Source organism: Salmonella sp. SA15303 (genome assembly GCF_029962125.1).
Taxonomy (GTDB): domain Bacteria; phylum Pseudomonadota; class Gammaproteobacteria; order Enterobacterales; family Enterobacteriaceae; genus Salmonella; species Salmonella enterica.
Genome location: NZ_CP123924.1, coordinates 1,597,320 through 1,612,089 on the forward strand (window position 1 = coordinate 1,597,320; position 14,770 = coordinate 1,612,089).

Annotated in this window: 11 protein-coding genes; 3 read left to right on the plus strand and 8 right to left on the minus strand. The window is 51.4% G+C overall.

Going from position 1 to position 14,770, the window contains the following annotated elements:
* Positions 1-80 precede the first annotated feature (80 nt).
* From sseL to glpA, 4 genes are all read right to left on the minus strand, one after another.
* Complete coding sequence (gene sseL, locus QEN31_RS07630) at positions 81-1,103, minus strand: SPI-2 type III secretion system effector deubiquitinase SseL (RefSeq protein WP_001017719.1); 1,023 nt, start codon at positions 1,101-1,103, stop codon at positions 81-83.
* A 425-nt stretch (positions 1,104-1,528) separates the two neighbouring features.
* Entirely contained in the window at positions 1,529-2,719 is a 1,191-nt protein-coding gene (gene glpC, locus QEN31_RS07635) for an anaerobic glycerol-3-phosphate dehydrogenase subunit GlpC (RefSeq protein ID WP_001285726.1), read from the minus strand.
* A complete protein-coding gene (gene glpB, locus QEN31_RS07640) occupies positions 2,716-3,975 on the minus strand; it encodes a glycerol-3-phosphate dehydrogenase subunit GlpB (RefSeq protein WP_000667146.1) in 1,260 nt (419 codons plus the stop codon). Before glpB ends, glpC begins: the two co-directional genes overlap by 4 nt.
* Positions 3,965-5,593, minus strand: a complete 1,629-nt coding sequence (glpA, locus tag QEN31_RS07645) for an anaerobic glycerol-3-phosphate dehydrogenase subunit A (protein ID WP_064239796.1) — start codon at positions 5,591-5,593, stop codon at positions 3,965-3,967. The genes glpB and glpA overlap by 11 nt, the downstream gene beginning before the upstream one ends.
* A 272-nt stretch (positions 5,594-5,865) precedes the next feature.
* On the opposite strand from glpA, the gene glpT reads away from it, so the two are divergent.
* Positions 5,866-7,224 (plus strand): glycerol-3-phosphate transporter, encoded by a 1,359-nt coding sequence (gene glpT, locus QEN31_RS07650; RefSeq protein ID WP_064239795.1) that lies wholly within the window; start codon positions 5,866-5,868, stop codon positions 7,222-7,224.
* 4 nt (positions 7,225-7,228) lie between these two features.
* Positions 7,229-8,299, plus strand: a complete 1,071-nt coding sequence (glpQ, locus tag QEN31_RS07655) for a glycerophosphodiester phosphodiesterase (RefSeq protein WP_000858952.1) — start codon at positions 7,229-7,231, stop codon at positions 8,297-8,299.
* 115 nt (positions 8,300-8,414) lie between these two features.
* Here the strand turns inward: glpQ and QEN31_RS07660 are convergent, their stop codons facing one another.
* The gene (locus QEN31_RS07660; protein WP_000176719.1) at positions 8,415-9,293 is read right to left on the minus strand and encodes a LysR family transcriptional regulator; all 879 of its coding nucleotides are present in this window, start codon (positions 9,291-9,293) and stop codon (positions 8,415-8,417) included.
* 161 nt (positions 9,294-9,454) lie between these two features.
* Here QEN31_RS07660 and QEN31_RS07665 point away from each other — a divergent pair, with 161 nt between their 5' ends.
* Entirely contained in the window at positions 9,455-10,645 is a 1,191-nt protein-coding gene (locus tag QEN31_RS07665; RefSeq protein ID WP_000660247.1) for an MFS transporter, read from the plus strand.
* A 1-nt stretch (position 10,646) separates the two neighbouring features.
* Here the strand turns inward: QEN31_RS07665 and yfaE are convergent, their stop codons facing one another.
* From yfaE to nrdA, 3 genes are all read right to left on the minus strand, one after another.
* Complete coding sequence (gene yfaE / locus QEN31_RS07670) at positions 10,647-10,901, minus strand: ferredoxin-like diferric-tyrosyl radical cofactor maintenance protein YfaE (RefSeq protein ID WP_000533921.1); 255 nt, start codon at positions 10,899-10,901, stop codon at positions 10,647-10,649.
* A complete protein-coding gene (gene nrdB / locus QEN31_RS07675) occupies positions 10,901-12,031 on the minus strand; it encodes a class Ia ribonucleoside-diphosphate reductase subunit beta (RefSeq protein WP_000332026.1) in 1,131 nt (376 codons plus the stop codon). The genes yfaE and nrdB overlap by 1 nt, the downstream gene beginning before the upstream one ends.
* A gap of 112 nt (positions 12,032-12,143) precedes the next feature.
* A complete protein-coding gene (gene nrdA / locus QEN31_RS07680; protein WP_001076495.1) occupies positions 12,144-14,429 on the minus strand; it encodes a class 1a ribonucleoside-diphosphate reductase subunit alpha in 2,286 nt (761 codons plus the stop codon).
* Positions 14,430-14,770 lie beyond the last annotated feature (341 nt).

Below are 14,770 nucleotides of genomic sequence, written 5' to 3' on the forward strand. Positions count from 1 at the left end.
ACCCTTATATACTTATAAATTCTTCGCAGAGCATCATTTCAGGATAAGAGCCTAATGGGATAGGCTCTAAGTACTCACCATTACTGGAGACTGTATTCATATATTTGCCGCCGGGTTTGGGTGTTAAATAGTGCTTGTTCCTCTACTGAAAGCGTTAAGAAATTTTCCGCAAATTCTCGTAGTGTGGTAGCAGGATCGTTTTGTCCGGCATTCGATAAGAGTTGAATTGTATGGTAACAAAATAGACCACAGCCGTTGGGTACATTGTTCTGTAAATTCATTTCAATAAAATTAACCTCATCGCTTTCTGATATGCCTGCAATTTTTGCTGCTTCTATAATCTCTTGCTTAGTATTTTCATTTAAATCATAATAAGTATTAAATATAAGGCATTTTATTTTTTCTGCAAGTTTATAAAATAAACAGAGAAGCCAGTGATCTCCTGTATTTACCAGGAAGACTTCATTGTGAGATAATCCTGATTGAGCAATCTTTTCAAGTAGCTGAGTGCTTAATATATTTTCTTTGGTGGTAGGATGAATCAGCCCAATAGGATAGTTTACCGAGAGAAGAGGTGATTCTTGAACCAGACCTTGCGTTGCAGCTGCTAGCTCATCTGACGACAACATTCGCGCACCACACCAAAGATTTTCAACTCCTACCTGTTCTTGATCTGTCTGAGCGAACTGGTCGCCCATAATTTTATGTGCTATTCCTATTTTTTTAGAAAGGTCGGTTGTCGCGGAACCTGCCATATAAAGTAATCTGGAAGGGGCATGTAGCTTTTTCCACTCAGTATTATCTTTTGTTATATCGTTATTGGCGATTTGATGTAATACAAGGCAAGCCTGATTGATTTTTTTGTCTATATCTGATGATCCCGATCTTTTCCCGCTAAAGAGATCAAAAAGAAATTTCTCAACTCTATGCCCCAGGTCATCGTTGCGTAACGCAAGATTGCATAACAGATCAATACAATTCTGATCACCGTTCTCTACGGCGCTAAACAACAATGTAAGCGCCTCATCGCTCACCTCTTCTGTATATAAGCTGTGAAATTGCGGTATGCTCAATCGGTAAAGTGAATTTACACATATATTCATTTTGCTCTGTTTCCTGGTAAGTGAAAGTAGCGAATATGATGTAATGTATAATTATTTGTAAAAATATTATTATTAGCGGGGGATATATTAAATCAGGCATAGACCTGATTTTCTTATTATTCACATAACACTCAATTATTATTGGGGATATTCAGTTATCCCCCTCTTTAAAGGTGGCTGGTAACGCGTCGATACAAGAGATATTGCTCTATAAACAGTAACGTCGTTATCTGTCATGCCACCGTGGGTTAGCGGTCATGGTTAACCAAATAGGGCAGGTTATTGCAAAGAGACATCCGCGTTTATACCCAAAATAATCCGTAGCCAACACATAAGCAACTTGAAGTATGAAGGGTATATGTCTGATGGAAAATCGTCCCTGGTGAGTAGGGTAATGGCGCCGGAGGGGCTCCGGCGCTTTTTACTTAGCCGAGCGCCTGGGCCAGTAGCGTAATGGGGTGTTCGCAGCGTTTGCTTGTAGACATCTCAATTTGCCACTTACAGGTTTCACAATCGGTGACGACAATGTCGGCGCCGCTCTCTTCAATCTGGCGGAACAGCGGCGCGCCGATGGACTGTGATGTCGGATAGTTTTCCTTTTTAAATCCATACGTACCGGCAATGCCGCAGCACTGTGAATCAAGTACCGTCAATTCAAGCCCCGGAATTTGCCGCAACAGTTCAAGCGTGTAAAGCGTCCAGCCCATTTTTTCCATATGACACGGCGTATGGTAGACCACTTTCAGCGGCAAAGGATTAAGCGGCAGCGTTTTCCCTGCATCCAGTTTGCGCCATAGCCAGCGGGTGGCCAGCTCGATATGTTCGCGCAGCCCGGCGTTGTCCACGTCCAGCACTTCAGGATATTCATCGCGCAACGCAAACGTACAGGTGGATGACGTGGCGATGACCGGAATACCTTTGACGGCAATCGCCTCGCGTAGCGACTCCACATTGCTGATAGCCTGTTTGCGAGCTTTATCCGTAAAACCGTTAGCGATCAGCGGTACGCCGCAACACTTCTCTTTACTCAGTAACTGTACGCCAGTACCCATTGCGTTCAGCACCTTAATCAGATCTTTTCCGAGCTGCGGATGGTTGTAATTCACAAAACAGCCATGGAAAAAGGCGACCTGATCTTTGTATTTAGCCTGCTGCGCCGCCACGCTACGATACCAGCGGCGGAAGGTGCCGAAAGAGTATTTTGGTAAGGTGCGGCGATGATCGATTTTGAGCGCGTAATCAAGCAACTGGCGCACTGGCTTTAATGCGGTGGCGGTATTGACCACCGGCGCGAACGGCGTTGAAACGCTGCCCATCAGATCGGTATGGCTGAGAATAAAGTTACGCAATGACGGGCGCGTCGTATCGTATTTCGCGCGGGCGCGCTGGATGATATCGCCAATCTTCACGTCCGACGGACAGGCGACCTCACACCGTTTGCAGTTAATGCAATATTTCAGCGCCTCATCATACAGCGCGCCGTCTTTCAGACGCAGGCGTTCGCCATCCGGTCCGGCCTGTTTAGGGCCAGGGTAGCCAGGATTAACGCGGCTGACCGGGCACGCGGTGGTGCACACCGTACATTTTATACAACTTTCAAAACGTGTGTCGCTCATTGCTGTTCTCCTGCACGCTCAGCGATATGGTGCGCGGCCTGGAGGGCGCTGACTGCGCAGACGCCGCCGCCGCATCCCTCAGCTATAGGATCGAATCCCGCCAGCACAGAACCTATTGCATACAGATTTTCTACCGTGTTGCCCGCAAGGGAGGGGCGGAAAGCGTCATCCGTCACGACGCCAAACTGCTGCCAGGGCTGTGGGTCGAAGAAATGTTGTTGATACCATTCGGCGCGGGTGGCCGTTTGCTGTACGTCGAGCCCTAAAATAGGTTCGCGGATCCCTTCGCGCTCGGCAACCAGACCGCTACTAAAGAAGCTACCGCTGGCAAGTACGGCAAAACGCGGGCGCAGTGGGATATCGGCATGGTTGCGGGTCCATATTTCGCTCACGGTACCGCGACGGCAGGTGACTTTCTTCACTTCATCGCCCGGCATCCAGATGCCGCCCTGACGGACAAACTGGCGCTGGAGCTGATTGTGCAGACGAATACCGAGCACCGATGGCGGCAGCGTCGGCAGCAGCGTGAGCGCGCAGGGCAGACGTTCGTTAAGCCAGCGCCACAGCGTATCGTTCGCCAGCCCGAAACAGGCGGGCATGATGATCATGTCGCAGTTTGTCGCTATTGGCGACAGCGCGTCGTACAGCAGTGGCCATTTTTCTTCGTTATCAAGCAGACGCGCAATATTGACCGCGCGAAATTCCGTCGGGTTATCACGCAGTACGTCCAGTTCCGGAAGGTCGATTTCTGCAGTTTCCACGTTGAGGTCGCGTTGGCGCAGCGACGCTGCCGCAAGGTGCGCCTGGAAATCCAGTAATCCGCTAACGCCGACGACGCAAATTCGCTGTGCGGATAAGGGCCAGACCGGTACTTCCGGCGAGCTAAGCCAGGTTGAACGCAATGTGCCAAGCGGCGTGACACGCTGGTGCGCCTGCTGTACGTCACCGTATAACTGCGCGCCGCTGGCGTTAAGTAGCGTTTGCGCCTGTTGCGCCAGCGTAAGGACTTTTTGCGCGCCTAAACGCGAATAAGGATGTTCAGGCGCCTGGCGGCACAGCGCATCAAGCCCGGCGGTAATGTCAGTCACCGGTTGGCCGTCGGGCAGGGCGCTGAGTAGATCCAGCGAGCCGGAGGAAAAATGCAGCGCGCTTTGTCCGCGGGTGACGATGGCGCAGCGTAATCCATGCTGCTGGAGTTGCAGTCCGCATAGCAAACCGGCGAGACCGCCGCCCATAATAACCGTATCAAATTTCATCCTGGTGCTCCTTCTCCAGACCGCATAATCCCTGATAAACCCAGCGCGTGAATTCGCTTTCGCGCAGCGCGTCTCCCCAGGCGACAGGTTGTACGCCTTTCCAGCGCTCATTCAGAAATTCAGAGAGTTGCGTAATAGATTGCGCCGCGGTCGTCACATTAAAACGCTGCAATAGCCCGGCCGCGCGGCAGGCGCACAGTTCGCCCTGGCAAGTGCCCATCCCTACGCGGGTGCGACGGCGCAGATCCAGCAGGCTATTCACGGTTAAGTTTTCGACGGCATACTGCACTTCCCCCGCCGTGACGGCCTCGCATTCACAGACCAGGCTACGGTGTTGGCGGCCTTCACTCAGCCACCCCGGCGTGCGATCGCCATGCCGATAAACCGCCGATCCGCGTAGCGGCGCGGGAAGCGAGATAATGCGTTTCAGCGTATGTTCCGTAGACTCTTTTGAGCCAGGCAACGGCGTATCCGCCGTGATGCAGGGGCGAGTATTGCCCAACTTGCGGCACACGGCATCGGTCGCCCATTCCGCCATCAGGCGGTAAGTCATTAGCTTCCCGCCGGTAATGGTAATGAAGCCATCAAGCCCGTCGCGTTCGGCGTGGTCGAACAACACAATACCGCGGCTGACGTTACGACCGCTGGGATCGTCATCGCTGGCCACCAGCGGGCGGACGCCGGAATACGCGCGCAGAATACGCGTCTTCGCCATGACAGGGGCCAGTTTTTCCCCTTCACGCAGCAGGATATCGACTTCATCTGCGGTGACGCGGTTGCTGTCTATCTCATTGTAATCAATATGGGTAGAGGTGGTGCCGATCAGTGAAATCGTATCGCCAGGTACCAGAATGTCGGCATCCGATGGTTTCCGGCAGCGGTTAATGACATGCTGGTTGATCCGATGGTCCATGATCAACAGCGAGCCTTTCGCCGGGAACATGCGAATACTCAGGTCGGCGTATTCGGCGATCCGTTGCCCCCAGATACCTGCCGCATTGACCACCACCGGCGCGTGAAGCGTCTGAGTTTCGCCAGTGAGATGGTTGCGCACATGGACGCCGCAGACCGTTGCGCCTTCACGAATGAGCCCGGTCACTTCATGCGCCGTTAACACGATTGCGCCATGTTCTCTGGCATCCAACATATTGGCGGCGGTAAGGCGGAAAGGGTCCACGGTGCCATCCGGCACTTTTACCGCACCGATGAGCGCAGGGTTAACGGAAGGTTCGATGATGCGAGCCTGCTGCGGATCGATGGCTTCAGCGCGAATGCCTGCCGCTTCACAGGCGCGAATAAAGGTGGCCTGAAACGCAAGATCATCTTCCGGCAACGTAATAAACAGACCATCCGTCGGTTCGACGCAATGGCGGGCGATCCGTTTTAAAATCTGGTTTTCACTAATGCACTCGCGCGCGGATTCCGCGTCGGTAACCGCATAACGAGCGCCGCTGTGCAGCAGCCCGTGGTTACGCCCGGTCGCGCCGGTCGCTATATCATGCCGCTCCACCAGAATGACACGTAAACCGCGCAGCGCGCAGTCGCGGGCGATCCCTGCGCCTGTTGCTCCACCGCCAATGATAATCACGGCACTTGCTTGCGAGTCGCGAGTTTTCATTGTTTTTCCTCACAGTTCGTTTTTTATCATTTAGCCATACAAATCATATGGAATGTTTGATTTCGCGCATAATCGCTCACTATTCGAAAATGAAACGTGATTTCGTGCGCCTTTCTGAACATTAGTCATAAATCTGTAACAATATGTGCTGTAATTCACATTAACGTGACGTATCTTTACTTAACATCGCGGCCACACTGGGAGCAGCGGGGTTGTTTGAACAAACTGCGGTGTTTACCTCTAAATAAAATACGGGCCACGGAGGCTACAATATGTTGAGTATTTTTAAACCAGCGCCGCATAAAGCGCGCTTGCCAGCGGCGGAGATTGATCCGACCTATCGCCGATTACGCTGGCAGATTTTCCTGGGGATATTCTTTGGCTATGCCGCGTATTATCTGGTGCGCAAGAACTTTGCCCTCGCGATGCCCTACCTGGTAGAACAGGGTTTTTCACGCGGCGATCTGGGCTTTGCGCTGTCCGGGATTTCCATCGCTTATGGTTTTTCGAAATTTATAATGGGTTCGGTGTCCGATCGCTCGAATCCGCGCGTTTTCCTGCCGGCAGGGTTGATTCTGGCCGCAGCAGTCATGTTGTTTATGGGCTTTGTACCGTGGGCGACATCCAGCATCGCCGTGATGTTTGTACTGTTGTTCCTTTGCGGCTGGTTCCAGGGGATGGGGTGGCCGCCGTGCGGACGTACGATGGTTCACTGGTGGTCGCAGAAAGAACGCGGCGGCATTGTGTCGGTCTGGAACTGTGCGCATAACGTCGGCGGCGGGATCCCGCCACTGCTGTTCCTGCTGGGGATGGCGTGGTTTAACGACTGGAAAGCGGCGCTCTATATGCCAGCCTTTGGCGCGATTGTGGTGGCGCTGTTCGCTTTCGTAATGATGCGCGATACGCCGCAATCCTGCGGTCTGCCGCCTATCGAAGAGTATAAAAACGACTATCCGGACGACTACAACGAAAAAGCGGAAGAAGAGCTGACTGCGAAGCAGATCTTCATGCAGTACGTACTGCCAAACAAACTGTTGTGGTACATCGCTATCGCCAACGTGTTTGTTTATCTGCTGCGCTACGGCATCCTCGACTGGTCGCCGACCTACCTGAAAGAAGTGAAGCATTTCGCACTGGATAAATCCTCCTGGGCCTACTTCCTGTATGAATACGCGGGTATTCCGGGCACGCTGCTGTGTGGCTGGATGTCGGATAAAGTCTTCCGCGGCAACCGCGGTGCGACCGGCGTGTTCTTTATGACCCTGGTGACTATCGCGACCATCGTTTACTGGATGAACCCGGCAGGAAACCCGAATGTTGATATGGCTTGTATGATTATCATCGGCTTCCTGATCTACGGCCCGGTAATGTTGATCGGTCTGCACGCGCTGGAACTGGCGCCGAAAAAAGCGGCGGGTACGGCGGCGGGCTTTACCGGTCTGTTTGGTTACCTGGGCGGTTCTGTCGCTGCAAGCGCCATTGTGGGTTATACCGTTGACTTCTTCGGTTGGGATGGCGGCTTTATGGTGATGATTGGCGGCAGCATTCTGGCGGTAATCCTGCTGGTGGTCGTGATGATTGGTGAAAAACGCCATCATGATGAGCTGCAGTTAAAACGCAACGGAGGCTAATAACATGAAAACCACACTGAAAAACCTTAGCGTGGCGTTAATGTTGGCAGGAATGACCATCGGAAGCGGCGCCGTGGCGGCTGAAAAAGTCGTTATCGCCCACCGTGGTGCCAGCGGTTATCTGCCGGAGCATACGCTACCGGCGAAAGCGATGGCGTATGCGCAAGGGGCAGATTATCTGGAACAGGATTTAGTGATGACAAAGGACGACCATCTGGTCGTCCTCCATGACCACTACCTTGACCGGGTGACTGACGTCGCTGACCGTTTTCCGGACCGGGCGCGTAAAGATGGGCGCTATTACGCTATCGATTTTACGCTGGATGAAATTAAATCCCTGAAGTTTACCGAAGGGTTTGATATTGAAAACGGCAAAAAAGTACAAACTTATCCGGGCCGTTTCCCGATGGGAAAATCTGATTTCCGCATTCATACCTTTGAAGAGGAAATTGAATTCGTTCAGGGATTAAATCACTCTACCGGTAAAAATATCGGTATTTATCCGGAAATTAAAGCGCCGTGGTTCCATCATCAGGAAGGGAAAGATATTGCCGCGAAAACGCTGGAAGTGCTGAAGAAGTATGGTTACACCGGCAAGCAGGACAATGTCTATTTGCAGTGTTTTGATGTCGCTGAGCTGAAACGTATTAAGAATGAACTGGAACCCAAAATGGGGATGGATCTCAATCTGGTTCAACTTATTGCGTATACCGACTGGAATGAAACACAGCAGAAACAGCCGGACGGTCGTTGGGTAAATTACAACTACGACTGGATGTTTAAGCCGGGCGCTATGAAGCAGGTGGCGGAATATGCGGACGGTATTGGTCCGGATTACCATATGCTGGTTGCGGAAGGCTCAACGAAAGGGAATATCAAGCTGACTGGAATGGTGCAAGACGCGCATCAGAATAAGATGGTAGTGCATCCTTACACTGTGCGTGCCGATCAATTGCCGGACTATGCCACAGACGTCAATCAGTTGTACGACATCCTGTATAACAAGGCGGGCGTCGACGGGCTGTTCACTGACTTCCCGGATAAGGCGGTCATGTTCCTGCAAAAAAATGACTAAAGGTTTGCCATAGTCGAAGTGACGCGCCGGATGAGGGCATAAACGCCTCATCCGGCCTGGCGCAACGTTTGCCAGCGTAAGTCTGGTAAACGCAATGCCATCAGGCGGGGTTGTTTTATAGCAACCCCTCATCGGTCAGTGTTTCCATACATTTTTGTAATAAAAATAGCGGACTTCCTTCTACCGGCGGTTCTTTTGCTAACAGGGAAATTTGTCGATAAAAGGTGGGTTCCAGCGCCACGGAGCATAATTTTCCTGTCGTGGCTTTTAAGGTTAATTCTGGCAATAAGGCGATACCTAATCCCTGGCGAATAAAATTCAGCGCAGTATCGGGATGGTTAAATTCATATTTAAATATCGGCTCAATACCCTTTTCTTTAAACAACGCCATAATGCTTAATTCATAACGACCTTTACTGACAATAAGTGGTTCGTCCATCAGTTCTTCGACCGTTACCGTACTATTGGCCGCCAGGGGATGATTTTCAGGCACCACTACGGTGAATTTATCCCGGTAAATGGGGACGCAATACATACCGTTGACCGGAAAAGGAACGAAACCGGCATCAATACTTCCGTCCTGCAGCGAATCAATAATAGCCGTACTGTTCTCTTCATAAGGGATAATTTTTACATTTGGATGATGGCTTTCAAAATAGCGAATGACGCCGGGTAAAATGCAGGCGCAGGCGCTGGGAAAACAGCCAATCCGTAGCGTACGGGCCGGGTTCTTTTTTTCTTGTTCGGCAATCTCTTTTACCGCGTTGACGTCGCGCTGGATCGCGCGTAAGTGCCTGACGATGCGGCTACCGGCGGCGGTAAGCTCGATCTCTTTACGACGCTCACGAATCAATATGTCAACGCCGAGCTCCTCCTCAAGCGCGGAGATGGCCTGGCTGACGGCGGATTGCGTCATGTATAGCCGTTTGCTGGCCTCGGTAAATCCGCCGTACTCCAGTACGGCAAGCAGAGCGTGGATTTGGGTTAGCGTCATTAGTAAAACCTAATCAATATAATTAAAACGATTAATTTTTCTAATAGAGTGCACTTGTTTATACTGTGATTCTATCGAATACATCACATTTTGACGCACCTGATAGGTGTTCAGTTGAGCTGAGCGTTGCCTGCGTGCGCCATCTGAACGGGTCGTTAAGAATGAAAGAAAAATTATGGACGAAGGATTTTTGGGCTATCACCATAGTAAGTTTTATTATCTTTTTTGTTTTTTATGTACTGCTAACCTTATTACCCATTTATATCGCTGACCGCCTGCATGCTTCTGCAGATAAGGCAGGATTGCTAGTGACATGTTTCCTGGCCGCGGCAATTGTTATTCGGCCATTTGCCGGACAGTGGGTGGGAAAATATTCGAATAAAAAGATTCTGGTGCTCTCTTCTCTGGCTTTTTTGGTGATTACCGCGCTGTATCCGGTTTGCCATTCTATCGAGTCGCTGCTCTTTATCCGCGTACTTCATGGGATTACGTTTGGTGTTATTACCACGGTAAAAGGAACTATTTCAGCGCGGTTAATTCCGGCCTCCCGACGTGGAGAGGGCATCAGCTTTTTCTCTTTAGCGATGGGCCTGGCGATGGTCGTCGGACCGTGGATCGGTTTGAATATGGCCCGCTGGAACGCGTTCACTGCCGCATTCTGGCTTTGTTCCGCTGTAGCGGCGTTAGGGATTGTGCTTTCCCTGATTGTGACGGTCCCTCCGGTAATTCGTCATGCCGATGGTTCGAAACCAAATCTGGGTTTTGCCGCGATGTTTGACCGCGCCGCCTTGCCTTTTGCGCTGGTCACCTTTTTTATGACTTTCTCCTATGCCGGCGTGTCGGCTTTCCTGGCGCTGTATGCGCGTGAGCTGGATTTAATGGCGGCGGCCAGTAATTTCCTGCTGTGCTACGCGATTTTCCTGATGATATGCCGTACCTTCACCGGGAATATTTGTGATAAAAAAGGGCCGAAATATGTTGTTTTCCCATGCCTGTTGGCTTTTACCATCGGTCTGGTGGCGCTGGGCTACACCAATGGCAGCATCATGATGATTATTTCCGGCGGTCTAATCGGTATCGGCTACGGTTCGGTCACGCCGGTTTTCCAGACGCAAATTATCAGCTCGGTTGAACCGCATAAAATCGGCGTGGCGAATTCACTGTTCTTTAACGCGATGGATGCCGGAATGGCGATTGGCGCCTTTATCATGGGAATGATGGTTGAGTCGGTTGGCTATCGTATGATTTATGTCGCTGGCGCGGTGCTGGTGGTACTCGCTGGCGCACTGTATGCCGTGCAGATGAAAAAACGTGGCGTGATGCCTTTGGTTTCCACCAGCGAGTTGCACTGAGTTACATCTCGATTTCGATATCGCCTTTTGCCCTGCAGCAGCAGGGCAAAATCTCTCCCGGCTGGATAAACGCTAAAGGTTCCGTAATCCAGTCAACCTGACCGGCAACCAGCCGGGTACGACAGGAGCCGCAATATCCTTCGCGGCACTGATACTCCACCTCAACGTTATGCGATTCCAGCGCGGCCAGCAGAGAAGGGTGTTCATCCTGGCACAGCAGCTGTGTGCCAGTGATACGCAGCGTGACGCGTCCCATCAGAGCTGGAAATTACTCAGATCGTCGGTATCGACTTCCGAATCGATTTGTCCGACCAGATAAGAACTAACTTCCACTTCCTGTGGCGCAACCTGAACGTTATCGGACACCAGCCAGGTATTGATCCACGGGATTGGGTTGGAGCGGGTCTGGAACGGCAGATCCAGCCCTACCGCCTGCATACGAATATTAGTAATATATTCAACGTATTGACACAGGATATCTTTATTCAGGCCGATCATCGAACCGTCGCGGAACAGATAGTCCGCCCACTCTTTTTCCTGCTGCGCCGCCTGCACGAACAGGTCATAACATTCCTGTTTACACTCTTCGGCGATTTCCGCCATCTCCGGGTCGTCCACGCCGCTACGCAACAGGTTCAGCATATGTTGCGTGCCGGTCAGATGCAGAGCTTCGTCACGGGCGATCAGACGGATAATTTTGGCGTTGCCTTCCATCAGTTCACGCTCGGCAAATGCGAAAGAGCAGGCGAAGCTGACGTAGAAGCGGATGGCTTCCAGCGCGTTCACGCTCATCAGGCACAGATACAGTTTTTTCTTCAGCTCACGCAGATTCACGACAACCGTTTTGCCATTAACGGTATGGGTGCCTTCACCGAGCAGGTGCCAGTAACTGGTCATCTCAATAAGTTCGTCGTAGTAGGCGGAGATCCCTTCGGCGCGCTTCTGAATTTGCTCATTGGTCACGATATCGTCAAAAACGACAGCCGGATCGTTGACGATGTTACGAATAATGTGGGTGTAGGATCGTGAGTGAATCGTCTCAGAAAACGCCCAGGTCTCTACCCACGTCTCCAGCTCCGGGATGGAAATGAGCGGCAGCAGGGCGACGTTCGGGCTACGTCCCTGAATGGAATCCAGCAGCGTCTGGTATTTGAGGTTGCTGATGAAGATATGTTTTTCGTGCTCCGGCAACGCCTGATAATCGATACGATCGCGGGAGACGTCGACCTCTTCCGGACGCCAGAAGAAAGAGAGCTGTTTTTCGATCAGTTTTTCGAAGATGTCATATTTCTGCTGGTCATAGCGTGCAACGTTGACCGGCTGGCCAAAGAACATGGGTTCCTTGAGCTGATCGTTTTTCGTCTGTGAAAAAGTGGTGTATGCCATTGAAGTGAATCCTTTATGGGATGAGCGCCGGATGGCGGCGCAAGCGCCTTATCCGGCCTACAAACCGTACAATCGTAGGCCGGGTAAGCATAGCGCTACCCGGCACTATTCATCAGATCTTACAAGCGCCGCTTTCGCAGCCATCGTCCTGAATAGAAGGCGCCAAATCGTCCTGCGCATCTTCCGCGCCGTCGCGGGTATTTTGATAGTACAGAGTTTTCACGCCAAACTTATACGCGGTGAGCAAATCTTTCAGCAGTTGCTGCATCGGCACTTTTCCTGACGGGAAACGTGACGGATCGTAGTTGGTATTGGCGGAAATCGACTGATCGATAAACTTCTGCATGATACCCACCAGTTGCAGATAACCGTCGTTGTTCGGCATCTCCCACAACAGTTCGTAAGCGTCTTTCAGATGCTCATAATCCGGCACGACCTGACGCAAAATACCGTCTTTCGAGGCCTTGATGCTGACGTAGCCGCGCGGCGGCTCAATGCCGTTGGTGGCGTTGGAGATCTGGGACGACGTTTCCGACGGCATTAGCGCCGATAGCGTGGAGTTACGCAGACCGTGGGTTTTGATCGACTCACGCAGCTGTTGCCAGTCGTAGTGCAGCGGTTCGTTGACGATCGCATCCAGATCTTTTTTGTAGGTGTCGATCGGCAAAATGCCTTTTGCATAGGTGGTTTCGTTGAACCATGGGCAGGCGCCTTGCTCTTTCGCCAGTTCGTTGGACGCTTTAAGCAGATAGTACTGAATGGCTTCAAAGGTTTTATGCGTCAGATTATTGGCGCTGCCGTCGGAATAACGTTTACCGTTTTTCGCCAGCCAGTAGGCGAAGTTAATCACGCCAATGCCCAGCGTACGACGGCCCATTGCGCCGCGTTTGGCAGCCGGAATCGGGTAATCCTGATAATCGAGCAGAGCATCCAAAGCGCGTACTGCCAGAATAGCCAGTTCTTCCAGCTCGTCCAGAGTTTTAATGGCGCCCAGGTTGAATGCAGACAACGTACACAACGCAATTTCGCCGTTTTCATCGTTGACATCGTTCAGCGGTTTGGTCGGCAGGGCAATCTCCAGACACAGGTTAGACTGGCGTACCGGGGCGACAACCGGATCGAACGGACTGTGAGTATTGCAGTGGTCAACGTTCTGGATATAGATACGACCGGTAGAGGCGCGTTCCTGCATCATCAGCGAGAACAGTTCGACCGCTTTCACACGCTGTTTGCGGATGCTGTCGTCGTTTTCATATTTCACGTACAGGCGTTCGAATTCGTCCTGGTCGGCGAAGAACGCATCGTATAGCCCGGGTACATCGGACGGACTGAACAGCGTAATGTCGCCGCCCTTCAGCAGGCGGGTGTACATCAGTTTGTTGATCTGTACGCCGTAGTCCATGTGACGTACGCGGTTACCTTCCACGCCACGGTTGTTTTTCAGTACCAGCAGGCTTTCCACTTCCAGGTGCCACATCGGGTAGAACAGTGTCGCCGCGCCGCCGCGCACGCCGCCCTGCGAGCAGGATTTCACCGCCGTCTGGAAGTGCTTGTAGAACGGAATACAGCCGGTGTGGAACGCTTCGCCGCCACGAATCGGGCTACCCAGCGCACGAATGCGTCCCGCGTTGATGCCGATACCGGCGCGCTGAGAAACGTATTTCACAATCGCGCTGGAGGTGGCGTTGATGGAATCCAGACTGTCGCCACACTCGATCAGTACGCAGGAGCTGAACTGACGGGTTGGGGTACGCACACCGGACATGATGGGCGTCGGCAGCGAGATTTTGAACGTAGAGACCGCATCGTAAAAACGTTTTACATAGTCAAGACGCGTTTCACGCGGGTAGTTCGAGAACAGGCAGGCCGCTACCAGAATGTAGAGGAACTGCGCGCTTTCATAGATTTCACCGGTCACGCGGTTTTGCACCAGATATTTCCCTTCCAGCTGCTTAACGGCAGCGTAGGAGAAGGTCATATCGCGATCGTGAACGATAAACGAATCCATCTGCTTGAACTCTTCTTCCGTGTAGTCTTCCAGCAGATGATTGTCGTATTTGCCAAGCTCAACCATTTTTACCACATGGTGGTAAAGTGCGGGCGGCTCAAACTGGCCGAAGGCTTTCTTACGCAGGTGGAAAATCGCCAGACGCGCAGCTAGGTATTGATAATCCGGCGCATCGCGAGAGATCAGGTCTGCGGCAGCCTTAATGATAGTTTCATGGATATCGGAGGTCTTAATCCCATCATAAAACTGAATATGCGAGCGTAGCTCGACCTGAGAAACCGATACGTTATTCAGTCCTTCTGCCGCCCAATCAAGCACGCGATGAATTTTGTCGAGATTGATGCGCTCAGTACGGCCGTCACGCTTTGTCACCAGCAGACTCTGATTCATGTGGTTTTCTACCTGTTTACCTGTCCGTGAAAGAAAAATATCCCCCCGCTTATCCACAACGCCACGTTGTGACTAACTCTGTGGATAAATACTATATATAGGGGGTAATCGATAAGTGAAACGCTATATGGTGAGTATTCTAGTAGGGATTCTTTTGAGTACAAGAGTTGATTTTGGCGTTAAATTGCGGTTGTAAAAGAGTAAGAATCGCTAAATGCGCGTCTGATAAGGCCTGGAGAGGATGTCAACAATTCATAAAAAAAAATCAAAATTTGATCGAATGCTGATTTCTTCATCGAAGAGAAAGGTTGCGCCCGATGATCTAACGCAACCCTTATAGG